Raw genomic sequence first — 24,296 nt, 5'->3', positions numbered from 1 at the left:
CGCCGGCCGGCTGGGCGGTTGCGTCGTTGCGGTGGTGGGTTCGGCGCTGTGCAGTCACACGGCGCCGCGCAAGGAGGTGCCCGGTCCGCTGTCAGGCCGCCGGGAGGGGGGGGGAGAGCGGCGGACAGCGGACGGGCGGGGAAGCGTTGTCGGTCAGAGTGTCAGCGGCTTGTTGCTGTGGTCGACCGGATTAACCGACTGGCCTTCGCGCAACTTGTGCACGCCGGCCGCGACGATCCAATCCTGGTTGCCGAGTCCGTCCTTCAGTACGACACCTTGTTCGCGATAGGCGCTGACCGTGACCGGCTTGATGTGCACCTGACGCGTTTTTGTATCGAGTATCCAGACAGCCGGCTTGCCCTCGTGCTCGTACAGCGCCGAAAGCGGGATCAGATGAGCCGATTCGAGCTCGCCGCCGGCAAAGAACACCCGGGCGGTCTGGCCCAGTTTGGCCGAGCCGGAGTTCTCGCCCAAGGCTACGCGGACACGGAAGGTTCGCGTAGTGGCGTCGGCTTCTGGTGAGATCTCGCGCAAGGTGCCGGAGAGATGCTTGCCGGCTTCGGCCCAGAGTTCGACAATGGCGGCCTGGTCTTTCCTGTAATCGGCAATGCGGTTTTCGGGCACGCTGATCTCGACTTCGCGCTCGCCGTCGCGGGCCAGGGTGGCGATGCTCTGGCCAGGTGCTACCACTTGGCCGGCTTCGGCCATCATGCTGGTGATGACGCCGTCATGGTCGGCGCGCAATTCGGAGTAGCCGGCCTGGTTCTGTGCCACATTCAGGGCAGCTCGGGCCTCGGTCGCACGCGCCGCAGCGGCCTTGAGACGGTTGTCGACCGCGTCAAATTGGGTTTCGCTGACGAAATTCTTGCCGCGCAGCGCTTCATAGCGCGTACGCTCGGACTTTGCCGTGGCCAGATCGGCGTCGGCTGCGGCCAGCGCAGCCCTTGCACTGCCGGCCTGGAGATGAAGGTCTTGCGGGTCGAGTTCGGCGATGAGATCGCCGGCTTTTACGTGTGCGCCGACATCGACATGGCGCTGGCGGATCTTGCCGCCGACGCGGAAACCGAGGGCGCTCTCGTAACGGGCTTTAATGTCCCCACTATAAAGAGTGCCGGATTCGGCAGCCGCGGATTGCGGTTGCGCGACGATGGCGGGGCGGATGGGATCCTGTACTTCGGCGTGAGTGCTGCAGCCGGACAACCAAAGGACAGTGGGGAGCGCGAGAATCAGGCCTAGGCCCAGCCGGCTCAAACGGTTCAGCGGACTGGGGGCGACGGGGGCACGCATTGTTACAATCCTCAAAGGAATTCAGCGGGCGGGTTTACCTAAACTGCTCGGTACAGTATCATTACTAAACTGCACTGTCTAGTATTTCATTTGGCCATGTCATCATTGATGAAACAGGCCGCTCCCGGGCGGCCCAAAGATCTGGAAAAGCGTGCGGCTATTCTTCAAGCCGGCAAGCGCCTTTTCCCCCGCCAGGGTTTCGATGGCACCAGCATGGACGCGATTGCCGCGGAAGCTGGTGTGTCCAAACTCACCGTCTATAGCCACTTCACCGACAAGGAAACCTTGTTCAAGTCGGTGATCGAGGCGAAATGCGAGGAACAACTGCCGCCGGAATTGTTCCTGGCCGATCTGCAGGGGCCTATCCGTGGTCAGCTGCTGACCATAGCCAGGGCGTTTTTCGCGCTGATTACTGCCGAAGAATCGATCGCGCTGCACCGCATGATGACCTCGCAAGCGCAGCCGACGAAGCTGGCCCAGCTGTTCTGGGAGGCGGGTCCGAAGAAGCTGCAGGCCGCATTCGAAGCGTTCCTGCAGGCTGAGGTCGACGGCGGCCAGCTGGAGATTCCCGAAGTCTGGCGCGCCACCTCGCAGTTCTTTTGTCTGCTCAAGGGCGAACTGCACGCGCGCATGATGTGCGGCTGCTCGGAACCGTTCTGCGAAACGGCAACCGAAGACCATATCAATGCGACGGTAGACATGTTTTTGCGTGCGTATTCGCCCTGCCGCGGCGCTGCCTGACAGCAGCGCCGCAAACGGTCGCTCGCACCGCGCCCCCGCTTCATGCTTGAATGCGCGACTGAAGCGGGGGTGCCCAGGAATGGGCTGAGAGAGTCCCTTCGTACCTGACCCGGATCATGCCGGCGTAGGAAGCTTCGCAGCTGGCGCCCGTGCGGGTGCCGCGCGCCGCCGCTTCGTCCCCAGACTACCTAGGACGATGCCGATGAATGCCCTGCCTTCCGAACTGGTACTCCAGACCCAGCAGCTGTCCGAACACGTGACGCGGCCGATCCCCGGTTCGTGCAAGGTCCACGTGACCGGTAGTCGCGACGACCTGCGCGTGCCGTTGCGCGAAGTGGTGCTGTCGGATACGCCCCTGATGTTCGGCGCTGAAAAAAACGCGCCGGTGACGATCTACGACACCTCGGGCCCGTATACGGATCCTGACTATCAGATCGATCTTTCCGCCGGCCTGCCGCCACTGCGCGCGCGCTGGATCGCCGAGCGCGGCGATGTGGAGCAACTGCCGGGCCTGTCGTCGGAATTCGGGCGCAAGCGCGCCGGCGACCGCAAGCTCGACGCCGTGCGCTTTCCCAATCTGCACCAGCCCTTGCGCGCCAAGGCGGGGGCCAACGTCACCCAGATGCATTACGCGCGCAAAGGCATAGTCACGCCGGAAATGGAATTCATCGCGCTGCGCGAGAATCAGCGTCTGGAGAGCCTGGAAGCGCATCTGCGCGTACAGCATCCGGGCGAAAGCTTCGGCGCCGCGCTGCCCCGGCTGATCACACCGGAGTTCGTGCGCGACGAGGTTGCCCGCGGCCGGGCCATCATTCCGAACAACATCAATCATCCCGAGTCCGAGCCGATGATCATCGGCCGCAATTTCCTCACCAAGATCAACGCCAACATCGGCAATTCGGCGGTGACTTCTTCCATTGCAGAAGAAGTGGAAAAAATGGTCTGGTCGATCCGCTGGGGCGGCGACACCGTGATGGACTTGTCCACCGGCAAGCACATCCACGAGACGCGCGAATGGATATTGCGCAATTCGCCGGTACCGATCGGCACCGTGCCGATCTACCAGGCGCTGGAGAAGGTCGATGGCAAGGCTGAAGAGCTTACCTGGGAAATGTTCCGCGACACGCTGATCGAGCAGGCCGAGCAAGGCGTGGACTATTTCACCATCCACGCCGGCGTACGTCTGGCGCATATTCCGCTCACGGCCAGGCGAGTCACCGGCATCGTCAGCCGGGGTGGTTCGATCCTGGCGAAATGGTGTCTGGCGCATCACCGGGAAAATTTCCTCTATACGCATTTCGAGGAAATCTGCGAAATCATGAAGGCCTATGACGTGGCCTTCTCGCTCGGCGACGGCCTGCGCCCGGGTTCGATCGCCGACGCCAACGACGCGGCCCAGTTCGCGGAGCTCGACACCTTGGGCGAGCTGACCCACATCGCCTGGAAGCACGATGTGCAGACCATGATCGAAGGCCCGGGCCATGTGCCCATGCAGCTGATCAAGGAGAACATGGAGCGCCAGCTGCGCGTCTGCAGCGAAGCGCCGTTCTATACCCTGGGGCCGCTGACCACCGATATAGCGCCGGGCTACGACCACATCACCAGCGCCATCGGGGCGGCCATGATCGGTTGGTTCGGCACGGCCATGCTTTGCTACGTCACGCCGAAGGAACACCTGGGCCTGCCCAACAAGCAGGACGTGCGCGACGGCATCATTGCCTACAAGATCGCCGCGCATGCGGCCGACCTGGGCAAGGGGCATCCGGGCGCACAGGCGCGCGACAACGCCTTGTCCAAGGCGCGCTTTGAGTTCCGCTGGCAGGACCAGTTCAACCTCGGCCTGGATCCGGAAAAGGCGCAGGAATTCCACGACGAAACCCTGCCCAAGGATGCGCACAAGGTTGCGCATTTCTGCTCCATGTGCGGGCCGCATTTCTGCTCGATGAAGATTACCCAGGACGTGCGCGATTTCGCCGCGGAGCAGGGGCTGAGCGAAGACAAGGCGTTGGAAGAGGGCATGCAGCAGAAAGCGCAGGAGTTCCGCGAAGGCGGCGCGCAGCTGTACCGCGAAGCCTGAGCCGACGCTGCCGCAGGCCGACGCGACGGCCTGCGGCAGCGATGCCTATTGCAGGCCGTTGCGGAAGATCATCTCCTCGGGCAATTGCCGTTCGACGGCACCGATATCGACGCGACCGGCGGCGATGCGCACAAGACCGCGCTGATCCTTGCCCGGCAGGCCGCTGCCGGCGGGATCGCCAACGTTCAGTACCGGGCTGCCGGCCGCCGGCAACAGTGACAGGGTAGGGCCGCCGTAAATGTCCAGGCCGCCCAGCAAAGGATCGGTGCCGGTGGCGAGATTGCCGCTGCCGGCGGTCAGGCTTGCGCCGCTGTTGTTTTTTATCAAGCTGTAATTCGGTGCAAAAGACCCGCTGAGGTCGGCACCGCTGCCGGCAGTGTTGTTGGCGACGATGCTGTTGCGCAAGCTGGCGCTGCTGCCGTCGCGGCGTATGCCGCCACCGCTGCTGCCGGCCGTGTTGCCGGCCAGTGTGCTGGAGGCCAGTGCGAGCGCCGTCGCGCTGCTGCTGTAGATGCCGCCGCCGCTGCCCAGTACGCTGCTGTTGCCGCTCAGCGTAGCGTTGACCAGTGACAGGCTGCCTGAGCTCTGCCAGGCCAGGCCACCGCCGGCCTGCTGTGCCGTGTTGGCGCTGAGCGACGAATCGCTCAGGCTCGCATTGATGTTGTTGCCATAGATGCCGCCGCCGCCAAGTTCCGCACTGTTGCTGCTGAGTTGCAGGCGATCCAGCACAACGGTGGCAACGATGGGCAGTGTTTCCGGCGGTACTGCGCTCAGCCACAGCGCGCCGCCCTGGCCGCGCTGGCTGGTATTGCCGACGAAGCGCGAATCGCTGATCGTCATCGTCGCCGTAGGCTTGGAGCCGTCCAGGCGCAGGCCGGCGCCCCCGGAAATACCGCCGATGCCCGGCGGCAGCGTGCTGTCGGTATTGCCGCGGAATTCGCTGTCGACCACGCTGACGTTTACGCCGCGCACGAAGCCGCCGCCCCCGTTCTTGCCGGCGCTATTGCCGCTGGCTGTGACGGCATCCAGTGTGACGGCATCGATGTCCTGCGCACCGAAGCCGCCGCCGTCGGCGTTGGCCATATTGTTTTCGAAGCGGGTGCGGCGCAGGTTCAATGTCGTCGATGCGCTGGGAAACGCGTACAGGCCGCCGCCGCGCTGCGCCGCGTTATTGCGGAATACGCAATCGGTGACCGTGAGGTTGCTGTCGTCGACGAAGATGGCGCCGCCTTCGTCGGCCGAGCTGCCGCTGCTGAAGCTCAGGCCGCTGATGCTGGTCGCAAATACATCCGGCGTGCCGGCTTGCGGACCGATGCGGAAAATCCGCGATGTGTTGGCGCCGCTCAGCGTAAGCCGGCTGGCACCGGGACCGTCGAGGGTCAGCGCGTCGAAGATGGCGATTTCGCCGGAGCTCAGCGTAATCGTGCCGCTCAATCCACTGTTGAACGTGACGTTGTCGGCACCGCTCGTGCGATTGGCCTGGTCGATGGCATCGCGCAGGCTGCCGCTGCCGCTGTCGTTGAGATTGGCGACCGCGAATGAGGCTGCCGTTGCCGCGACGGGCAGCGCCATAGCCAGCCCTGTCCCCAATGCAAACAGCACGCGCATGCGCGAACACACGGCACCTTCATGGCGCCGCAAATACAAGTACTGCATGGTTTCCCCTTCTGGCCGGCTGGCCCCCGGCGCGGATGGTAGCGGCAAGCACAAGCCAATACCGTGCCTGCATCGCTTTGCGCACTTGATCGCCGCGGCCGCCCGCCCCAAGAATGCAGTTACTTACAACAAGGATGCTGATGTCATGAGCTCGACCGAAAGCCTGATTGCGACGCGCAAACGCCGGCCCTGGCTGAGCGCCCTTGGCACCTTGCTGGGCATCCTGTTATTGGGTTTGCTCGGCCTGATGTGGTGGTGGGACTACGAGCCGGCGTCGCTGGACGTGCAAAAGGAGGCCGAGCGCCGCGCCCAGCTGGTCAGTCAGCCGGTCGTCGTCGGCAGCGTAACCACGGCGACGTTGATTGCGACGCTGGAAACCTTGCTGGACAAGCGCGGCGGCTATCTGTCCAACGATCTGCTGCCGCCGGGTGTGCTGATGGATAACGTACCGAACTGGGAATTCGGTGTGCTGACCGCCAGTCGCGATCTGAGCCGCTCGCTGCGCAATGATTTCAGCCGTTCGCAGACCCAGAGCACCGACGACAAGGACTTGCGGGAAGCCGAGCCGCTGCTGTCCAGCCCTAACGACCGCTGGCTGCTTCCCAGCTCGGAAAGCCAATACCGCAAGGCGGTCGGTTACCTGAATTCCTATCTGAACCGGCTGGGTGACAACGACCAGTCGGACGCGCAGTTCTATACCCGCGCCGACAACCTGGCCAAATATCTCGACCAGGCTTCGATCCGCCTGGGTTCGCTGTCGCAGCGCCTTTCGGCCAGTGTCGGCCAGGTTCGCCTGGATACCGACCTGGCCGGCGACCGCAATGCGCAGCAGTCCAAGCCCGGCGAAAGCCCGCGCCTGGTGCAGACGCCGTGGAACCAGATCGACGATGTGTTCTACGAAGCGCGCGGCTATACCTGGGCGCTGCTGCAGCAGCTGCACGCGATGCAGCGCGATTTCGAACCGGTGCTGGTCAACAAGAATGCGAGAGTCAGCCTGCAGCAGGTGGTGCGCGAACTGGAAGAGGCACAGAACGGACTGGGTTCACCGGTCGTGCTCAACGGTTCGCCGTTCGGCTTCTTCGCCAACCATTCGCTGGTAATGGCCAACTACGTCTCGCGCGCGAATACGGCAGTGCTGGAGCTGGCGGAATTGCTGCGCAGCGGTTGACGGGCGGCCCGGCCAGGGAAATGAAAAAGGCGGCCTTGGCCGCCTTTTTCATTGATGGTTTTTTGCGGCGTTCAGCCGTTTTCGTCCTGGTCGGCCTGATAGCGGGCAATGCCGTCCAGTACGTCTTTCTTGGCCCCTTCCGCGCCGTCCCAGCCTTCGACCTTGACCCACTTGCCCTTTTCCAGGTCTTTGTAGTGCTCGAAGAAGTGGCCGATGCGTTCCAGCCAGTGCGCCGAAACCTGCTTGATGTCTTCGATATGGGCATAGCCGGCGAAGACCTTGGAAATCGGCACCACCACCAGCTTTTCGTCGCTGCCGGCCTCGTCGGTCATGCGCAGCACGCCGACCGGACGGCAACGGATGACCGCGCCGGGCACCAGCGGCAGCGGCAGGATCACCAGCGCGTCGAGCGGGTCGCCGTCGCCGCCGAGGGTATTCGGCACGTAGCCGTAGTTGCAGGGGTAGCGCATCGGGGTGGACAGCACGCGGTCGACGAAAATGGCGCCGCTGGCCTTGTCCACCTCGTATTTCACCGGTTCCGCATCCTTGGGAATTTCGATGATGACGTTGATTTCGTGCGGCACATCTTTGCCGGTCGGAACGCGGTCCAGGCCCATTGCAGTATCCAGGTTTAGGCCCCGGGCGGGGCAGAAGGGCGCGAAGGATAAGACAAAACCCTTGTGCAACGCACCAAACCCGGGCGGCCGGCTTATGCCGCAAAAGAAAAAGCCCCGCCGTTGCGGGGCTTTTTCGTGACGCGGTGGAGCGGTGTTGCGGCTCAGCTGGACATCTTCACCAGCAGCGGAACCAGCAACAGGGCGACGATGTTGATGATCTTGATCAGCGGGTTGATCGCGGGGCCAGCCGTATCCTTGTACGGATCGCCGACGGTATCGCCGGTGACGGCGGCCTTGTGCGCATCCGACCCCTTGCCGCCGTGATGGCCGTCCTCGATGTACTTCTTGGCGTTGTCCCAGGCGCCGCCGCCGGTGGTCATGGAAATCGCCACGAACAGGCCGGTGACGATGGTGCCGATCAGCAGGCCGCCCAGGGCTTCCGGTCCGAGCAGGAAGGCGACAAGCACCGGTGCTGCCACGGGCAGCAGCGACGGGATCATCATTTCCTTGATCGCCGCCTTGGTCAGCATGTCGACCGCGCGGGAGTAGTCGGGCTTGGCCGTGCCTTCCATGATGCCGGGGATTTCGCGGAACTGGCGCCGTACTTCCTCGACCACGGCACTGGCGGAACGACCGACCGCCTCCATGGCCATGGCGCCGAACAGGTAGGGAATCAGGCCGCCCAGGAACAGGCCGATGATGACCAGATGATTGGACAGGTCGAACGAGACGATCTTGCCCGCTGCCTCCAGGTTATGCGTGTAGTCGGCGAACAGCACCAGCGCGGCGAGGCCGGCCGAGCCGATGGCATAGCCCTTGGTAACCGCCTTGGTGGTATTGCCGACGGCGTCCAGTGGATCGGTCACCGCACGGACTTCCGGCGGCAGTTCGGCCATCTCGGCAATGCCACCGGCGTTGTCGGTGATCGGGCCGTAGGCGTCCAGCGCGACGATCATGCCGGCCATGGACAGCATGGAGGTGGCGGCGATGGCGATGCCGTACAGGCCGCCCAGCGTATGCGCGCCCCAGATCGAGGCACAGACCGCCAGTACCGGCCAGGCGCAGGACTTCATCGAAATGCCGATGCCGGCAATGATGTTGGTTGCGTGGCCGGTGGTCGAGGCCTTGGCCACATGGCGTACGGGGCCATATTCGGTTGCGGTGTAGTACTCGGTGATCACGACCATGGCTGCCGTCAGGGCCAGGCCGATCAGGGCGCAGCCGTAGATTTTCAGCGGCCCGACCACGGCCGTGGCCATGAAGGCGGTGGTGATCGGATAGAACGCGATGGCCGCCAGCACGCCGGAGACGATCACGCCGGCATACAGCGCATTCATGATCTTCGCGCCGGGCTTGGTCTTGACGAAGAACGTGCCGATGATCGACGCAATGATGGAAACGCCGCCGAGCACCAGCGGATACAGCGCAGCGCTGGCCGCATCGATGCCGATCTTGGCCGCCATAATGCCGCCGAGCAGCATGGTGGCGATCACGGTGACGGCATAGGTTTCGAACAGGTCGGCCGCCATGCCGGCGCAGTCGCCGACGTTGTCGCCGACATTGTCGGCAATCACCGCCGGATTGCGCGGATCGTCTTCGGGGATGCCGGCCTCGACCTTGCCGACCAGGTCGGCGCCGACGTCGGCGCCCTTGGTGAAGATGCCGCCGCCGAGGCGGGCGAAGATGGAAATGAGCGAGGAGCCGAAGGCCAGGCCGACCAGCGCGTGCAGGGCGTCGGCGACGCTGTAGCCGAGCTTGAGCAGAACGGCGTAGTAGCCGGCCACGCCGAGCAGGCCCAGTCCGACCACCAGCATGCCGGTGATCGCACCGCCGCGGAAGGCGACGTCGAGCGCGGCGCTGATGCCATGCCGGGCTGCCTCGGCGGTACGCACATTGGCGCGCACCGAGATATTCATGCCGATGTAGCCGGCCAGGCCGGACAGCACTGCGCCCAGGGCGAAACCGATGGCGGTAGACCAGGCCAGGGCGAAGCCCATGATCACGAACAGCACGACACCGACCACGCCGATGGTCGCGTATTGCCGATTCAGATAAGCGCGCGCGCCCTGCTGGATGGCCGCCGCGATTTCCTGCATGCGTTCATTGCCGGCGGGCTTGGCCAGGATCCAGTTGATCGACCACCAGCCATACAGCAGTGCCAGCACCGCACACGCCAAGGCAATCCACAAACCGTACTGTTGCAGCATCGAACCCTCCCGTCCTAACTCAACTACCGAAATACTTGAGCGGACCGCCGTGGGAACGGCGTTCGACCAGCCGGACCAGCAGTACCGTACCGCCTCTGCGCAACAGCGGCGGCCAGCTTCCGGACACGAACTCTCCCCTGTTCGCTACCCCATCCCCTGGGAATGGCGAACCTGACGGAACACTCAAGCGGAAGTACAGCAGACCTACCGGCCGAGTATAGCCACGGATTGCGCTTGTGGTTTTTTGCGCTGCAATACAAAAGCCGCTGCCGTCCAGCCCGCAGTGCCATTCGGTTTTGCTGTTCCTGGCGCTTTGCACAAGTACACCCGCTGCGCAGACGGCGGGACTTGAGTCGGACCGATAGCCGGTCCGGCGTTGACGCAAGGCAGATCCGGATGAGCTGGGGTCAGTTGCTGTTTTCGTTCCGCGGACGGGTGAATCGGACGGTGTTCTGGCTGTTCGGCGTCGTGCTGCTGGTGTTGTTCGGCCTGCTCGAATGCATCGCTGTGATGAGCGGCGAAAAGGCCCAGGCGGGCATGGGCATCGTCGACCTCGTGACCGCGTTGTTCTGGCTGCTGGTGGTCTGGCCGTCGTTGGCAGTGACCGCCAAGCGCTGGCATGACGTGGATATGTCCGGCTGGTGGATGCTGCTCGGTGCCATTCCTTTCGTCGGCGGATTGATCGCCGTGGCATTCACCGGCTTCGTGCCTGGCACGCCACGGGCCAACCGCTTCGGCCAGCCATGCTGAGGCGGTACCCGCCTGGCGCGGCCGCCGGGGCGGCGGCAAGACAGCCCGTTCGTTCTGCCCTTCCCTGGCGTTTGTTAGGGGGAACCCGGCATTTCAGGCACAGACACTGCCGCCCGCCGGGCGTTTCCACTCAACGGAGGTCAGTCATGAACTGGGGGCAACTGCTGTTTTCGTTCGATGGTCGCGTCGGTCGCGGCGTGTATTGGGGTTTCACCGTTGCGGTGCTCGTGCTGTTTGGCCTGCTCGCCGGGGTGATGTTCATGACCACGGACATGAGCAATCCGCAGGCCGGATCGGGCCTGGGCGGAATTTTGATGGGACTCGCCGGACTGGCCGTCATCTGGCCGGCCCTGGCCATCCAGGCCAAGCGCTGGCATGACGTGGACAAATCTGCCTGGTGGATCCTGATCGGCCTGGTGCCGGCAGTGGGCGGCCTGATCGCACTGGTCTTCAACGGCTTCCTGCCGGGTACGCCGGGGCCGAATCGTTTCGGCAATGCCAGCTGAGTAACGCGGCCGGCATCCGCCAGCGCCAGCCGGGGGTGCGCTGGCGGATGCCGCGACTGCGATGCGTTTACTTGTCGGCGATGACGTACTCAGGCAATTTTTTCGCCACGAGCATTTTTTTCAGCCGCACATATTTCGGCAGGCCGTCCTTGGCGTACGGCGGATAGGCTTCGCCGCGGATCAGCGGTTCCAGGTAGCTGCGCGCCGCTTCGGTAATGCCGTAGCCGTCCTTGCGGATGTAGCTCTTCGGCAGCTTCTTTTCGTGGTTGGCTACCTTGGACAGCGGCGCTGCCTCGATTTTCCAGCGGTAGGGCGCGTCCGAGGTGCGCTTGATCACCGGCATGCTGGCGTTCTTGCCGGCCAAGGCCATTTCCACCGCGGCCTTGCCTACGGCAGTGGCGTGGTCGAAATCGGTCTGCGAGGCGATATGCCGGGCCGAGCGCTGCAGATAGTCCGGCAGTGCCCAATGGTATTTGTAGCCCAGCTTGCTCTTGACCAGCTGCGCCAGTACCGGTGCCAGTCCGCCGAGCTGGCTGTGGCCGAACGCATCGCGCGTGCCGGCTTCGGCGAGGAATTCGCCGGCGGCGTTCTTCAGCCCTTCCGAGGCGACGACGGTGCAATAGCCGACGCGTTCCACCGTGGCCTTGACCTTGGCCAGGAAGGCGTCTTCGTCGAAGGCGATTTCCGGGAACAGGATCAGGTGCGGCGGCTCGTCGGCGTTCTTCGCCGCCAGGCCGGCGGCGGCGGCAATCCAGCCGGCGTGACGGCCCATTACTTCCATGATGAAGACTTTGGTCGAAGACTCGGCCATGGACTCGACGTCGTAGCCCGCTTCGAGAATGGACAGCGCGGTGTACTTGGCCACCGAGCCAAAGCCGGGGCAGCAGTCGGTCACGGCGAGGTCGTTGTCGACTGTCTTGGGCACGCCGATGCAGGTCAGCGGATAGTCCAGCGCCTGGGCGATCTGCGAGATCTTGTGTGAGGTGTCGGCGGAATCGTTGCCGCCGTTGTAGAGGAAATAGCGGATGTCGTGGGCGCGCAGTACGTCGATCAGGCGTTCGTACTGGGCGCGGCTCTGTTCCAGCGATTTCAGCTTGAAGCGGCAGGAGCCGAAGGCGCCGCCGGGGGTGTGGCGTAATGCCGCAATGGCCGCAGCGCTTTCCTTGCGTGTGTCGATCAGCTCTTCGCGCAGCACGCCGATGATGCCGTTGCGTCCGGCCAGTACCGGTACGCCGTTGGCGCGCGCTGTCTCGATCACCGCGGCAGCAGTGGCGTTGATCACGGCGGTTACGCCGCCGGACTGGGCATACAAGAGCTTGCCTTGACGCATGAGGAACTCCTTGACGGGCCACGCAAGGCGGCCGGATTGCGGGGGTGAGCAGGATTTTGCCGAGGCTGGTGCGGCTGCCGCAGGGCGATCTGGCGGTGCCGGCCGGCACTGGCGGTTGTTTGACTAACCGGGTGGCGCCCGTTAGCGTTCGCGCCAGAGTCTAACCTAGGCCCGGTCCGCCGCGGCCTCTCCAGGAAACCATCCATCCATGCGTATCGTGCTACTCGGGGCGCCCGGTTCGGGCAAGGGCACCCAGGCGGGTCTGCTGAAGGCCGAATTGAACATTCCGCACATTTCCACTGGTGACTTGCTGCGTGCTGCCGTAGCCGCCGGCTCGCCGCTGGGGCTCAAGGCCAAGGCCGTCATGGATGCAGGCCAGCTGGTGTCCGACGACATTGTGCTGGGCATGCTGGAAGAGCGCCTGGCCCAGTCCGACGCCCGCGCGGGTTTCATCCTCGATGGCTACCCGCGCAACCTGGCCCAGTGCGAAGCGCTGGAACGGCTGCTTGAGCGCCTGCAGCAGCCGGTCGACGTTGCCTTGCAACTGGTCGTGCCCAGCGAGCATATCGTCGAACGCCTGGCCGGTCGCGCCGCCGATCAGGGGCGCAAGGACGATACGCCGGAAACCGTGCGCGAGCGCCTGCGTGTCTATGCAGAACAGACCGCGCCAGTAGCCGGTTTCTACGAAGGCAAGGGACGCCTGACCGTGCTCGACGGCGTCGGCGAACTGTCCGACGTTTTCCAGCGCATTCTGTCGGCATTGCCGCGCAAAGCGGCCTGAGCGCCGCACGACGTTTGCCCCGTCCGGGCGACAGCTGCTTCTGGCCGCTGCAGCCTGGATGACGGAACGGGACTGCCCATGCCTGAATTCCTGTTGATCCTGCGCGATATCGTGCTGTTGCGGCGCGGGCCGCAGGAGCTGCCGCATTCACCGCGTTTGTTGCTGACGGTAACGGTGGCGACGATCGTCTTTTCAGGCCTGGCCAACGCGCTGCTCGGCGATGCAGCCGACATGGCCATGTTACGCACGGCTGTCGGCGTCGGCTTGAGCCTGGGCGTGCTCCACCTCGTGCTCATGACCAAGCAATTGCAGGCGCGTTTCGTCCAGACGGCCTTGGCCAGTGTGTTGGTCGCGGCGGTGGCCGCCGTACTGCTACTGCCGGTGCTGGCCATGTCGGGCCCGTTGCCGACGCCGGAAACCAAGCCCGAAACGGTCACCGGCGTGCAGTTGCTGACCATGCTGGTGATCTCGGCGATCGGCCTGTGGAAGTTCGTCGTCGACGCGCACATCCTTCGCCACGCGCTGGAAGTCCGTTTCGTGCTGGCGCTGCTGATCGCATTTGCCATGGAGTTCGCCGTCGCCGTGATGCTCGTCGCCCTGTTCGGCAAATCGGTCGCCGGAGCCTGACCATGCATCTGCATATCCTCGGCATCTGCGGCACGTTCATGGGTGGCCTCGCGGCGCTGGCGCGCGAACTCGGGCATACGGTGGAAGGTTCCGACCAGAACGTCTATCCGCCCATGAGCACGCAATTGGAACAGCTCGGCATTGCACTCAAGCCGGGCTACAGCGCCGGGCACCTGCAGCCAGCGCCGGACCAGGTCGTGGTCGGCAATGCGCTGTCGCGCGGCAATGCAGCGGTGGAGTATTTCCTCGATGCGCGCCTGGCGTATATCTCGGGGCCGCAATGGCTGGGCGAACAGGTACTGGCCCGGCGCCAGGTGTTCGCGGTTGCCGGCACCCACGGCAAGACCACGACGACGGCGATGCTTGCCTTCATCCTCGATGCCTGTGGCCGCGAGCCGGGTTTCCTGATCGGCGGCGTACCACAGAATTTCGCTGTGTCAGCCCGGCTGGGCCGCGGCGAGGCGTTCGTGATCGAGGCCGACGAATACGATACGGCCTTCTTCGACAAGCGATCCAAGTTCGTCCACTACCGGCCGCAGATTGCCATTTTGAACAATCTGGAGTTCGACCACGCGGATATTTTTCCCGATGTGGCCGCGATCCAGCGCCAGTTCCATCATCTGGTGCGCACCGTGCCCGGCAACGGCCGTCTTGTCGTCAATGCCGAAGACGAATACCTGTCCGAGGTGCTGGCACAGGGTTGCTGGAGTCCGGTCACGCGCTTCGGCATGGACAGCGGTGACTGGCAGGCGCGCCTGAGCAGTGCCGATGGCTCGGCCTTCCACGTCGTTGCCGACGGTGTGGATCACGGCGAAGTGCGCTGGGGGCTGATCGGGCGGCACAACGTGATGAACGCGCTGGCGGCGCTGGCTGCCGCGGCGGCGGCCGGCGTGGATACGCACCAGGCGATTGCCGCATTGGCCGGGTTTCGCAGTGCGCGGCGCCGACTGGAACTGATCGGCCGACCTGGCGACATCGCGATCTACGACGATTTCGCCCATCACCCGTCGGCGATAGCAACGACCCTGGCTGGCTTGCGTGCCCGTGTCGGCACGGCGCGCATCCTGGTCGGCCTGGAGCCGCGGTCCAACTCCATGCGTCTGGGCGCACATGCGGACGAACTGGCGCCGTCGTTGCGCGATGCCGATGCGATCGTGCTGCTGCAGCGGTCGGAATTGCCCTGGGATGCGGGCCGGGTAACTGCCGCACTCGATGGCCGCGGCGAAACGGCCGCCAGCGTCGATGCGCTGCTACAGCGCCTGCGCGTGCAGGCGCTGCCTGGCGACCATGTCGTATTCATGTCCAACGGCGGTTTCGACAATGCGCCGCGGCGCTTCGCCGCGCTGGTCGAGACAGGACACTAGGCAGCCCGGCGCTTGCCGTACTGCCTCCTGCTGGCACTACACTGTGATCGTGGCCATGGACGATATTCCGCTGTTTCCACTCAACGCCGTGCTGTTTCCCGGCGGCCAGCTGTCGCTGCGCATTTTCGAGCCGCGCTATCTGGACCTGGTGCGCGAATGCAGTCGCAGTGGCAGCGGTTTCGGGGTGTGCCTGATTCTTGCGGGGCGCGAAGCCGGTGATCCGGCCACGCCGGCGGCGGTAGGAACCCTGGCCCAGATCGAAGATTTCTACTCGCTGCCCGACGGCCTGCTCGGCATTCGTGCGCGCGGCAGCCGGCGTTTCCGCGCCACTACCACTCGGGTGCGCGACAACGGGCTGGTACATGGTTGCGTGAGCTGGCTGGAGCATGAGCCCAGCCTTGAATTGCCGCCCGAATACGGCCTGCTCGCGGTCATTCTCGAACGCCTGCTGGAGCAGGTCGGTGGCGAGCACGCCAAGGCCGATCGCCGCTGCTTCGACGACGCGAGCTGGGTCGGTTTTCGCCTGGCCGAACTGCTGCCGGTGGAAATGGCCGAGCGCCAGCAATGGCTGCAGATGACCGATTCCTTGCAGCGTCTGGACGGACTTATGCGCTGCATGCCGCGTTTCCAGGCGGTTTAGCTTGCTGTGGTCAGGTGACTCGCCGATCCTGACCAGCCCCGGATTGCGCGACGAGAACGCCCCATGAGTCATCTGAAAGGCCGCACCTTATTCATTACCGGCGCCTCGCGCGGCATCGGCCTGGCGATTGCCAAGCGTGCGGCGCGCGATGGCGCGAATATCGTCATCGCGGCCAAATCCAGCGTGGCCAATCCCAAGCTGCCTGGCACCATCTATACCGCAGCTGCGGAAATCGAGGCGGCGGGCGGCAAGGCCTTGCCGCTCAAGGTCGACGTGCGCGAAGAAGGCGAAGTACAGGCTGCCGTGGCCCAGGCGGTGGAGCGCTTCGGCGGCATCGACATCCTGGTCAACAACGCCAGCGCAATCTGGCTGGCCGGCCTGTCCGGTACGCCAATGAAACGCTACGACCTGATGCATCAGGTGAATGTGCGCGGCAGCTATCTGTGCACCCAGGCCTGCCTGGGCGCGTTGAAAAAATCGCTGAATCCTCATGTGCTGATGCTGGCGCCGCCGCTGAACATGGCGACGAAATGGTTCCAGCACCACACCGCCTACACCATGTCCAAATACGGCATGAGCATGGCCGCGTTCGGCCTGGCCGCGGAACTGGCCAAGGACGGCATCGCGGTCAATGCGCTGTGGCCGCGCACGGTCATCGATACCGCCGCGCTGTCCATGCTGGGCGGCCTGGCGCGGCCGGAAAACTGCCGCAAGCCTGAGATCATGGCCGATGCGGCACATTGGATCCTGACCCAGCCGGCGCGTCAGCTGAGCGGCCAGTTCCTGCTCGACGAAGAGGCGCTGAAGCGGGCGGGCGTCAAGGATTTCAGCCACTACGCTGTGGCGCCGGGCAAGACCTTGCTGCCGGACTTGTTCCTGGACTGATCCGCCCCCACCGCTCACCCGGTCGTTTTCTGGAGCAAGCCAATGCGATACCTGCATGCCATGGTGCGAGTGCGCGATCTCGACGCCAGTCTGCGTTTCTTTCGCGATGCGCTGGGCCTGGTCGAGACCCGGCGCAGGGACTACCCGCAAGGGCGATTCACCCTGGTCTACCTCGGCGCGCCGGACAACCCCGCGGCCGAAGTCGAGCTGACCTACAACTACGACGACGAGGATTACGGCAGTGCGCGCAACTTCGGCCATCTCGCCTTCGCTGTCGACGACATCTACGCCGCCTGCGAACGTCTGCAGCAGCATGGCGTGATCATCAACCGCCCGCCGCGGGACGGCCGCATGGCCTTCGTGCGTTCGCCCGACCAGATCTCGATCGAGCTGTTGCAGAACGGCGATGCGCTGCCGCCGCGCGAACCCTGGGCTTCGCTGCCGAATATCGGCGCCTGGTAGCGCACGCGAAACGGCAGCAGCGCGGCCCCTAGCTGGGCTGCGCTGCTGCCCGCAATGCCTGGTCGAGATCGGCAATCAGGTCGTCGGCGTGTTCGATGCCGACAGACAGGCGCAGCAGATCCTGCGGCGAGAACGGATTCGGTCCTTCCACCGACGCGCGGTGCTCGATCAGGCTTTCGCAGCCGCCGAGGCTTGTGGCGTTGTGGATAAGTTTTAATTGACCGGCGACGGCAAGCGCCGCTTCGCGCCCGCCGGCAACGTGAAAGCTCAGCATGGCGCCGAAATCGCGCATCTGCCGTGTGGCCACCGCATGGCCCGGGTGATCGGGCAGTCCTGGATAATTCACGGCCCGTACCTGCGCATGGGTGGCCAGGAATTCCGCCACGCGCCGAGCATTGGCGCAGTGCCAGCTCATGCGCGCGGGCAGGGAACGCAGTCCGCGCAAGGTCAGCCAGGCGTTGAACGGCGACAGCACTCCGCCGGTGACATGGCGCCGGTGGGCGATCTGCTCGTACAGGTCGGCCTTGTGCGCGAAAACCAGGGCACCGCCCATCACGTCGCTGTGGCCGCCGAAATATTTGGTCGTCGAATGCATGACCACGTCGGCCCCCAGGCCCAGTGGCTGCTGCAAGGCCGGCGTGGCGAATGTGTTGTCGCAGAACAGCAAAGCGCCATGGGCACGGGTCAGTGTGGCAATAGCGGCAATATCGGCAACCTGCAATTGTGGATTCGATGGCGTCTCCAGCCACACGGCACGCACATTGCCGCCCAGCGCCGCCGCCACGGCAGCGGCATCGCCGGTATCCACGGCGACGGCTTCGATGCCGCGCAGGGGCAGAAATTCGAGTGCCAGGACACGCAGGCCGGTATAGCAGTCGCGGGGAATCAGCACGCGCGAACCGTTCGGCAGCGATTCCAGCAAGGCGCTCATGGCCGCCATGCCGGAACCAAAGGCGAGCGCGGCTTCGCCCTGTTCCAGTGCGGCCAGCGCAGTCTCCAGGCGATCCTGGGTCGGATTGCCTTCGCGCACGTATTCGAAGCCGGCAATGCGTTCGCCGGCAGGTCCATGGCGGAACGTGGTGGCAAGGTGGATTGGCGGCGCGATCGCGCCGGTTTCGGCATCGGGTTCGCCGCCCGCATGGACGGCCAGGGTTTCGAAGCGCATGAGCGGAATTCCTAGGGCGGAAACGCGTTCGAGTGTGGTGTGCCCAGGGTCAAAAGACAAAGGTCCAATCCGCGTGCAGGCGCTGACCGAATGGCCTGTTTACTGCGCATAATGTGCCGATTGCATCGAAGCCGGAGTCGCCGTGAGCACTGTTCCCTCGCCTGAAACCGCCGCCCTGCTGGAGCGGGCCGACCGTTACTACGTCAGCGTGTACCAGCCGCGGCGCATCGTGCTGGAGCGCGGCCAGGGTTCGCGCCTATGGGACAGTGAAGGTCGCGATTACGTCGATTTCGGCGCCGGCATCGCCGTCAATTCGCTCGGTCATGCCGATCCTGAGCTGATCGCCGCGCTGACGACCCAGGCGGCCAAGCTGTGGCATACCAGCAATGTCTTTGTCAGCGAGCCTCCGCTGCGGCTGGCGCAGGAACTGGTGGAGGCGTCGGGTTTTGCACAACGGGTATACCTGTGCAATTCGGGCACTGAAGCGAACGAGGCGGCCATCAAGCTGGTGCGCAAGTGGGCCGCGGCGAACGGACGCGAACCGCAGCGGCGCGTGATCCTGACTTTCCACGGTTCCTTCCACGGCCGCACCCTGGCCGCGGTTACCGCGACGGCGCAACCCAAGTATCAGCAGGGCTATGAACCGCTGCCGGGCGGTTTCCGCCATTGCGACTACAACGACCTGGCGGCGGTGGAAACTGCCATGGCCGCGGGCGACGTGGCTGCGGTGCTGGTCGAACCGGTGCAAGGCGAGGGCGGCGTCGTGCCGGCGGCCGAGGGTTTCCTGGCCGGCCTGCGTGCCTTGTGCGATCGGCATCAGGCGTTGCTGGTCTTCGACGAAATTCAATGCGGCATGGGCCGCAGCGGCAAGCTCTGGGCCTGGCAGCAGGACGGCGTGGCACCGGATGTGCTGAGCACGGCCAAGGCGTTGGGTGCAGGTTTTCCGATCGGCGCGCTACTGGTCGGCGAGCGTGCCGCGGAGGTGTTCCAGTTCGGCAGCCATGGCACGACCTTCGGCGGTAATCCACTGGCTGCGGCAGTGGCGCGTGTAGCGCTGCGGCGGCTGTCTGCCAACGACTTGCTGGAGAATGTGGCGACGCAGGCGGCTGCACTGCGCCGCGGCCTGGCCGCGCTGAACGATCGCCTCGGCCTGTTCGAGCTCGTGCGTGGCCGTGGCCTGATGCTGGGCGCGGTACTGGCCCAGCCCTGGAAGGGCAAGGCCGGCGCGATGCTCGATTTTGCCGCGGGCCGCGGCCTGCTGCTGTTGCAGGCAGGCCCGGACGTGCTGCGTTTCGTGCCGGCGCTGAACATCGGTGCGGCCGACATCGAGGCCGGCCTGGCGCGCCTTGGCGAGGCGCTGGGCGATTTCCTGGCGGCTCAGTCCTGACGGGCTTCGCGCAGCGCGTCGCGCGCGGCTCGCAAGGTTTCGCCGATGACATCGTCGTTGTGTGCGCTGGAGAGGAAGCCAGCCTCGAACGCCGACGGCGCCAGATAGACGCCACGCTGCAACATACCGTGGAAGAAGCGGTTGAACAGCGCGGTATCGCAGGCGGTGGCCTGAGCGAAGGTTTCCACGGTCTGGTCAGTGAAAAACAGGCCGAACATGCCGGTGACGCGGTTGGTCGTCATCGGCACGCCCAATTCGACGGCGATGGCGCGCAGGCCGTCGGTCAGTACGCGCGTCTTGCGATCGATTTCGGCGTAGAAGCCTGGCGTCTGGATCAGTTCCAGCATGGCCAGGCCGGCGGCCATGGCCACCGGATTGCCGGACAGGGTGCCGGCCTGGTAGACCGGACCGCTGGGGGCGATTTGCTGCATGATCTCGCGCCGTCCGCCGTAGGCACCGACGGGCATGCCGCCGCCGATGATTTTGCCGAAGGTGGAAAGGTCCGGCGTGATGCCGTAAAGCGCCTGGGCGCCGCCGAGGGCGACGCGGAAACCTGTCATCACCTCGTCGAAGATCAGCAGGGTGCCGTGGCGGGTACACAGTTCGCGCAGTCCGGCCAGATAGCCTGGGCGCGGCGGTATGCAGTTCATATTGCCGGCGACCGGCTCGATGATCAGTCCGGCGATGTCCGGGCCCTGCTCGGCAAACAGGGCTTCGGCAGCGGCTAGGTCGTTGTAAGGCAGGGTGAGGGTCAGATCGGCCAGGCCGGCCGGCACGCCGGGTGAGGTCGGTACACCGAAGGTCAGCGCGCCCGAGCCGGCCTTGACCAGGAACGCGTCGCCATGGCCGTGATAGCAGCCCTCGAACTTCACGATCTTGTTGCGTCCGGTATAGCCGCGCGCCAGGCGGATCGCGGCCATGGTCGCCTCGGTGCCGGAATTGACCATGCGTACCATCTCGACCGAGGGCAGCAGCCGCGTGATGGTTTCGGCCATGGTCACCTCGGCCGGGCAGGGCGTGCCGAAGGAAAGGCCTTGCCCGATCGCGTCGGCCACCGCCTGGCGTACCAGCGGATGATTGTGGCCGACGATCATCGGCCCCCAGGAGCCGACATAGTCGATATAGCGCTTGCCTTCCACATCCCACAGGTATGGGCCGTCAGCGCGCGCGGTGAAAAACGGTTCGCCGCCGACAGATTTGAACGCGCGTACCGGTGAGTTCACGCCACCGGGCATGAGCTGGCGGGCGCGTTCGAACAAGGCGTGGTTGCTGGTCATGCGGATTCGTTCCGGAAAGAAGAGAACAGGGGTTGGAAGCGGCGCGCAGCTGCAGCGATGTCGGCTGCGCCGAACACGTCGCTGATCACGGCAAGATAGTCGGCGCCGGCGGCGATCAGCGGAGCGGCATTGTCGGCCCTGATGCCGCCGATGGCCACTCGCGGCAGGCCCAGCGCAGCGCTGTCGCGCAGCAGTTCCAGCTTGGCGCGCCGCGCTTTCGGCTTGGTCGGTGACGGAAAAAAAGCACCGAAGGCAAGATAGTCGGCTCCTGCGGCCGCAAGCGTGCGGGCGCGCTCAAGATCGTCGTAGCAGGAAACGCCGATCAGCGCGTCAGCGCCGAGCCGGGCGCGCGCGGCGGCAATCGCGCCGTCATCCTCGCCCAGATGGACAGCGCGGGCGCCGCAGGCCAGTGCCAGCTCGACATCGTCGTTGATCACCAGCAGCGCGTCGTAGTTCTCGCACAGCAAGCTCAGCGCCTGCGCTTCCGCGCGGCGGCGCAGAGAATCGGCGGTCTTGTCGCGGTACTGCAGCATTACCGCGCCGCCACGCAATGCGCTGGCCGCGGCCTCGACGAGATCCGGCCGCGGACCGTCAGTGATGGCGTACAGGCCCGGCCGGGGCAACAGCGGATGGCGGCGTGGCACGGCAGTTGCTCCGGCGGCGGCAAGGCCGATGATTCTGGCTGATTTGTAGCCGGGTGCATCACGCTGCGACAATGCGCGCCCTCTTTCGCCAGGCCCGCGTAACCATGTCCGCAGCTCAGCCAGAAGCCCCCTATCGCACCTTCATGTGTGTCGTTTGCGGATACCTCTACAACGAAGCGGAAGGTTGGCCGGCCGACGGCATTGAGCCTGGCACGCGTTGGGAAGACGTCCCGGATACCTGGACCTGCCCCGACTGCGGCGTGACCAAGTCGGATTTCGAAATGGTCGAGGTCGGCTGAAAAGTTCGGCCGTCCGCCCGCTCAGTGCAGGCGCTCGGCCTTGGCTGCGCTGGCAATCATCAATGCCAGCACGGCGTCGCGGTCTTCGGCCTGGGGCGCTAGCGCCAGATAGCGTTTGAAGTCGTCGCGCGCTGCGGTGTGATGGCCGAGCTTGAGGTACAGGTTACCGCGTTCGCGGAATTCGGCCACAGAGAACGGATCCAGCGTGATGATGCGCGCGGTGCAGCGCAAGGCCTTGTCCCAGGCTTCGTGTTCCAGATAGCCCACGCGCAGATTGCGCAGCATGCGCGTGACGATGGCGCGGTGTGTGGCCGGTTCCAGCAAATTCGCCAGGCGCTGGTCGTCGATATCCCGCGCCGACAGCTCGCTACGGGCGCGCCGGCGCAGCTCCGGCAGGTCCAGTGTGCGGCCGCGGTGGAACGGGTCCAGTACCACGATGCCGTCGGCCAGGGGCATGCGTACCAGGAAGTGTCCGGGGAAAGAGACGCCTTCCAGCGGCAGGTCAAGCCGCTGCGCCAGGGTGATCTGCACTATCGCCAATGAGATCGGGTTGCCCAGGCGCCGGTCCAGCACCTCGTTGAGGTAGCTGTTGCGTGGATCGAAGTAGTTGTGCTCGTCGCCCTTGAAGCCCAGTTCTTCGAACAGAAAGCTGTTCAGCCGGCTCAGGCGCGAGGCCTCGTCGGCGTGGAAAGGTAGTTGTTGATCGAGGCGCTGGGCGTAGTCATCAATGCGGCGCTCGTAGTCGACGCAGTCCAGGGCGGGGTATTCGTCCTTGGCGACCAGCAGTGCCGCGGAAAGCAGGGAAATATCGTGATCGGCCGCGTGTTGCAGGCCCAGCCATGGATCGTTCATTCGACGCCTCCGGCAGCACGACAGAATGGTAACTCATGCCCCCGTCTGTGCCAGGGGCAGCGTCATGATTCCGCCATGGGTGCGACAGCAGCTCGGCACGACGGCGTGCGTCAATAGACCGGCATCCACCAGGGGTGTAAATCGATGGCCAAGCTCATGAAAGTGTTTGTGCCGCTGACAGACGACGAGCTGTACGCCTTGTTGGCCGCTTCGGTGAGGCTGGTGCCTTACCAGGCCGGCTTGCCTTGTCACCATGCGCTGGAACAGACGGGAAAGATCTCAGATTCCCCAACGGCCACGCCCGCAAGCGCCGATCAGCGATGGAATTCCAGTTTGTCGCCTACCTTGACGCCTAGCTTGTCGGCCATGCCGGCGTTGAGTTCCAGCACGTACTGTGCCGGCGCGCTGGTGGGGTAAGACGGGCAGGGATCCGCTTTGCATGGCGGCACGTCGGTCTGGGCCGAGACCAGCCTGAACTTGCTGTCGAAATAAAGAATATCGAGTGGGATCAGGGTGTTCTTCATCCAGAACGCCTGCATGGCCTCGTCGGGAAAGAGAAAGATCATGCCGCGGTCGGCGGCCATCTGTTCGCGGAACATCAGTCCTTGCATGCGCGCAGGATCATTGTCGGCCACTTCTACATAGAAGCTTTTGCCCTTGAGCACGACATAGGAGATGGCCTGGGCCTGGGCGCCTGAGCAGGCGACGAAACTCAATGCGGCCAGGGTCCGCAGGGTGCGACGAAACATGGAGGAGTCCTTCGAGAGGCTGCAGGCCACCGAACGTCGGTCAGCGTGAGCGCTGGTGTTGATCGATCAGGGTGGCGAGGGTGGAGAAATGTTCGGGCGACATGTCATAGAACTCGACACCGACGCGCCCGTTGACGATGTGCTGAACGAGAACGTCGGCGATAAATTCCGGCTGCCCGCTGAAACTGAGCACGATATTGACGCGGCTACCTTCCATCAGCGGCTGCGCATCCACCTGCTCCAGCATCGCGCCATTCACCGAAAGATCGAGAATCCGGCCCGGAATACCGCGTCCCGTGGATTGCAGGTAATAGATGCCTGCGGTTGCATAACGGGGTTCCTGGCGGCGATCGTCGTACAGTTCGCCCATGTCTCTAACCAGCTGGATAACGTCGCAGAATCGTAGCACAGCGTTGTTTCTGCACGTGGCGCCATGGAATGTCTGGCGCCCGGTGCGGGGCTTGGCAGCCCGGTTCGTGTTCCTGCAACTGTCAGTATGTACTTAGGTGGATAGTGCGTTACGGAGCTGGATTCTCGGCTGGACTGCAAGGCAGGCGCACTGCGTTTTCCTGCTCCGGTAAAAAACGTTCACTTGCCCCTTCCCAGGCAGAGCCTCGGGGCGTACTATTCGCGCCCCTTCGCTGAGGCGCAAGCCGAAGAGGAGGGGTCAGGTAGTGAAACCTGGTGCGGTTGATGCGGCGTTTTTGAGGTTGGTTTTCGGTGGAGTCGAAAGACGTTTGCCGGGGGTTGACGGAATCGAAAGCGGATGTATTATTCGCGGCCCTTCGCAGCGGTGGTTAAGCGGAGCGAGGGGTTGGGTAGCGA

General features: G+C 64.5%; 24 protein-coding genes and 1 riboswitch. Of the genes, 13 read left to right on the top strand and 11 right to left on the bottom strand.

Annotated features, from left to right (window positions below; all coding sequences use genetic code 11):
• Positions 1-153 precede the first annotated feature (153 nt).
• Positions 154-1,287 carry an efflux RND transporter periplasmic adaptor subunit gene (locus tag DFR29_RS19330; RefSeq protein WP_133820282.1) on the bottom strand — a complete coding sequence of 378 codons (1,134 nt, stop codon included), beginning with the start codon at positions 1,285-1,287 and terminating at the stop codon, positions 154-156.
• A 96-nt stretch (positions 1,288-1,383) separates the two neighbouring features.
• Here DFR29_RS19330 and DFR29_RS19325 point away from each other — a divergent pair, with 96 nt between their 5' ends.
• Together DFR29_RS19325 and thiC are read left to right on the top strand one after the other, a co-directional pair.
• Positions 1,384-2,028 carry a TetR/AcrR family transcriptional regulator gene (locus tag DFR29_RS19325; RefSeq protein ID WP_133820281.1) on the top strand — a complete coding sequence of 215 codons (645 nt, stop codon included), beginning with the start codon at positions 1,384-1,386 and terminating at the stop codon, positions 2,026-2,028.
• Positions 2,029-2,083: 55 nt separating this feature from the next.
• Positions 2,084-2,176: riboswitch (TPP riboswitch) on the top strand.
• A gap of 54 nt (positions 2,177-2,230) precedes the next feature.
• Positions 2,231-4,105 (top strand): phosphomethylpyrimidine synthase ThiC, encoded by a 1,875-nt coding sequence (gene thiC, locus DFR29_RS19320; RefSeq protein ID WP_133820280.1) that lies wholly within the window; start codon positions 2,231-2,233, stop codon positions 4,103-4,105.
• 45 nt (positions 4,106-4,150) lie between these two features.
• Here the strand turns inward: thiC and DFR29_RS19315 are convergent, their stop codons facing one another.
• On the bottom strand, positions 4,151-5,761 hold the full coding sequence (locus tag DFR29_RS19315) for a choice-of-anchor Q domain-containing protein (protein ID WP_133820279.1): 1,611 nt from the start codon (positions 5,759-5,761) through the stop codon (positions 4,151-4,153).
• A 145-nt stretch (positions 5,762-5,906) separates the two neighbouring features.
• Between DFR29_RS19315 and DFR29_RS19310 the strand changes: the two genes are divergently transcribed.
• A complete protein-coding gene (locus DFR29_RS19310) occupies positions 5,907-6,929 on the top strand; it encodes a DUF2333 family protein (protein WP_133820278.1) in 1,023 nt (340 codons plus the stop codon).
• 71 nt (positions 6,930-7,000) lie between these two features.
• Here the strand turns inward: DFR29_RS19310 and ppa are convergent, their stop codons facing one another.
• Entirely contained in the window at positions 7,001-7,546 is a 546-nt protein-coding gene (ppa, locus tag DFR29_RS19305) for an inorganic diphosphatase (protein WP_133820277.1), read from the bottom strand.
• Between the two features lie 161 nt (positions 7,547-7,707).
• A complete protein-coding gene (locus DFR29_RS19300; RefSeq protein WP_133820276.1) occupies positions 7,708-9,753 on the bottom strand; it encodes a sodium-translocating pyrophosphatase in 2,046 nt (681 codons plus the stop codon).
• Between the two features lie 162 nt (positions 9,754-9,915).
• Here DFR29_RS19300 and DFR29_RS30400 point away from each other — a divergent pair, with 162 nt between their 5' ends.
• Positions 9,916-10,503 (top strand): DUF805 domain-containing protein, encoded by a 588-nt coding sequence (locus DFR29_RS30400; protein WP_133820275.1) that lies wholly within the window; start codon positions 9,916-9,918, stop codon positions 10,501-10,503.
• Between the two features lie 146 nt (positions 10,504-10,649).
• The gene (locus DFR29_RS19290) at positions 10,650-11,009 is read left to right on the top strand and encodes a DUF805 domain-containing protein (RefSeq protein WP_166654210.1); all 360 of its coding nucleotides are present in this window, start codon (positions 10,650-10,652) and stop codon (positions 11,007-11,009) included.
• Positions 11,010-11,076: 67 nt separating this feature from the next.
• On the opposite strand, the gene DFR29_RS19285 is transcribed toward DFR29_RS19290, so the two are convergent.
• Positions 11,077-12,339: a 6-phosphofructokinase gene (locus DFR29_RS19285; RefSeq protein ID WP_133820273.1), complete on the bottom strand. Its 1,263-nt coding sequence runs from the start codon at positions 12,337-12,339 to the stop codon at positions 11,077-11,079.
• Positions 12,340-12,547: 208 nt separating this feature from the next.
• On the opposite strand from DFR29_RS19285, the gene DFR29_RS19280 reads away from it, so the two are divergent.
• The 6 genes from DFR29_RS19280 to DFR29_RS19255 all read left to right on the top strand — a co-directional run bounded on the left by DFR29_RS19280 (position 12,548) and on the right by DFR29_RS19255 (position 17,098).
• Positions 12,548-13,120, top strand: a complete 573-nt coding sequence (locus DFR29_RS19280; RefSeq protein WP_133820272.1) for an adenylate kinase — start codon at positions 12,548-12,550, stop codon at positions 13,118-13,120.
• A gap of 78 nt (positions 13,121-13,198) precedes the next feature.
• The gene (locus tag DFR29_RS19275; RefSeq protein ID WP_133820271.1) at positions 13,199-13,747 is read left to right on the top strand and encodes a hypothetical protein; all 549 of its coding nucleotides are present in this window, start codon (positions 13,199-13,201) and stop codon (positions 13,745-13,747) included.
• 2 nt (positions 13,748-13,749) lie between these two features.
• Positions 13,750-15,111, top strand: coding sequence for a UDP-N-acetylmuramate:L-alanyl-gamma-D-glutamyl-meso-diaminopimelate ligase (mpl, locus tag DFR29_RS19270; protein ID WP_133820270.1), 1,362 nt, complete (start codon positions 13,750-13,752; stop codon positions 15,109-15,111).
• 55 nt (positions 15,112-15,166) lie between these two features.
• A complete protein-coding gene (locus tag DFR29_RS19265; protein ID WP_133820269.1) occupies positions 15,167-15,751 on the top strand; it encodes an LON peptidase substrate-binding domain-containing protein in 585 nt (194 codons plus the stop codon).
• A gap of 63 nt (positions 15,752-15,814) precedes the next feature.
• Positions 15,815-16,636, top strand: a complete 822-nt coding sequence (locus tag DFR29_RS19260) for an SDR family oxidoreductase (RefSeq protein ID WP_133820268.1) — start codon at positions 15,815-15,817, stop codon at positions 16,634-16,636.
• 42 nt (positions 16,637-16,678) lie between these two features.
• A complete protein-coding gene (locus DFR29_RS19255; RefSeq protein ID WP_133820267.1) occupies positions 16,679-17,098 on the top strand; it encodes a VOC family protein in 420 nt (139 codons plus the stop codon).
• A gap of 28 nt (positions 17,099-17,126) precedes the next feature.
• On the opposite strand, the gene DFR29_RS19250 is transcribed toward DFR29_RS19255, so the two are convergent.
• Complete coding sequence (locus tag DFR29_RS19250; protein WP_133820266.1) at positions 17,127-18,263, bottom strand: trans-sulfuration enzyme family protein; 1,137 nt, start codon at positions 18,261-18,263, stop codon at positions 17,127-17,129.
• 142 nt (positions 18,264-18,405) lie between these two features.
• Here DFR29_RS19250 and DFR29_RS19245 point away from each other — a divergent pair, with 142 nt between their 5' ends.
• Positions 18,406-19,650 carry an acetylornithine/succinylornithine family transaminase gene (locus DFR29_RS19245; RefSeq protein WP_208113657.1) on the top strand — a complete coding sequence of 415 codons (1,245 nt, stop codon included), beginning with the start codon at positions 18,406-18,408 and terminating at the stop codon, positions 19,648-19,650.
• Here the strand turns inward: DFR29_RS19245 and hemL are convergent.
• Together hemL and thiE are read right to left on the bottom strand one after the other, a co-directional pair.
• Positions 19,641-20,927 (bottom strand): glutamate-1-semialdehyde 2,1-aminomutase, encoded by a 1,287-nt coding sequence (gene hemL / locus DFR29_RS19240; RefSeq protein WP_133820265.1) that lies wholly within the window; start codon positions 20,925-20,927, stop codon positions 19,641-19,643. The two genes, DFR29_RS19245 and hemL, sit on opposite strands and share 10 nt — an antisense overlap.
• Positions 20,924-21,571, bottom strand: coding sequence for a thiamine phosphate synthase (gene thiE, locus DFR29_RS19235; protein ID WP_243746118.1), 648 nt, complete (start codon positions 21,569-21,571; stop codon positions 20,924-20,926). Before thiE ends, hemL begins: the two co-directional genes overlap by 4 nt.
• 104 nt (positions 21,572-21,675) lie before the next feature.
• Here thiE and DFR29_RS19230 point away from each other — a divergent pair, with 104 nt between their 5' ends.
• A complete protein-coding gene (locus DFR29_RS19230; RefSeq protein ID WP_133820434.1) occupies positions 21,676-21,870 on the top strand; it encodes a rubredoxin in 195 nt (64 codons plus the stop codon).
• Positions 21,871-21,891: 21 nt separating this feature from the next.
• On the opposite strand, the gene DFR29_RS19225 is transcribed toward DFR29_RS19230, so the two are convergent.
• The 3 genes from DFR29_RS19225 to DFR29_RS19215 all read right to left on the bottom strand — a co-directional run bounded on the left by DFR29_RS19225 (position 21,892) and on the right by DFR29_RS19215 (position 23,841).
• Positions 21,892-22,722, bottom strand: a complete 831-nt coding sequence (locus tag DFR29_RS19225) for a SirB1 family protein (protein ID WP_133820264.1) — start codon at positions 22,720-22,722, stop codon at positions 21,892-21,894.
• Between the two features lie 314 nt (positions 22,723-23,036).
• A complete protein-coding gene (locus DFR29_RS19220) occupies positions 23,037-23,471 on the bottom strand; it encodes a DUF192 domain-containing protein (RefSeq protein ID WP_133820263.1) in 435 nt (144 codons plus the stop codon).
• Positions 23,472-23,511: 40 nt separating this feature from the next.
• Positions 23,512-23,841, bottom strand: a complete 330-nt coding sequence (locus tag DFR29_RS19215) for a PilZ domain-containing protein (RefSeq protein ID WP_133820262.1) — start codon at positions 23,839-23,841, stop codon at positions 23,512-23,514.
• Positions 23,842-24,296 lie beyond the last annotated feature (455 nt).

Source organism: Tahibacter aquaticus (assembly GCF_004363655.1).
Classification (GTDB): domain Bacteria; phylum Pseudomonadota; class Gammaproteobacteria; order Xanthomonadales; family Rhodanobacteraceae; genus Tahibacter; species Tahibacter aquaticus.
The sequence above is the reverse complement of the archived record's forward strand: the minus strand, read 5'-3'. Positions and strand labels throughout refer to the sequence as shown.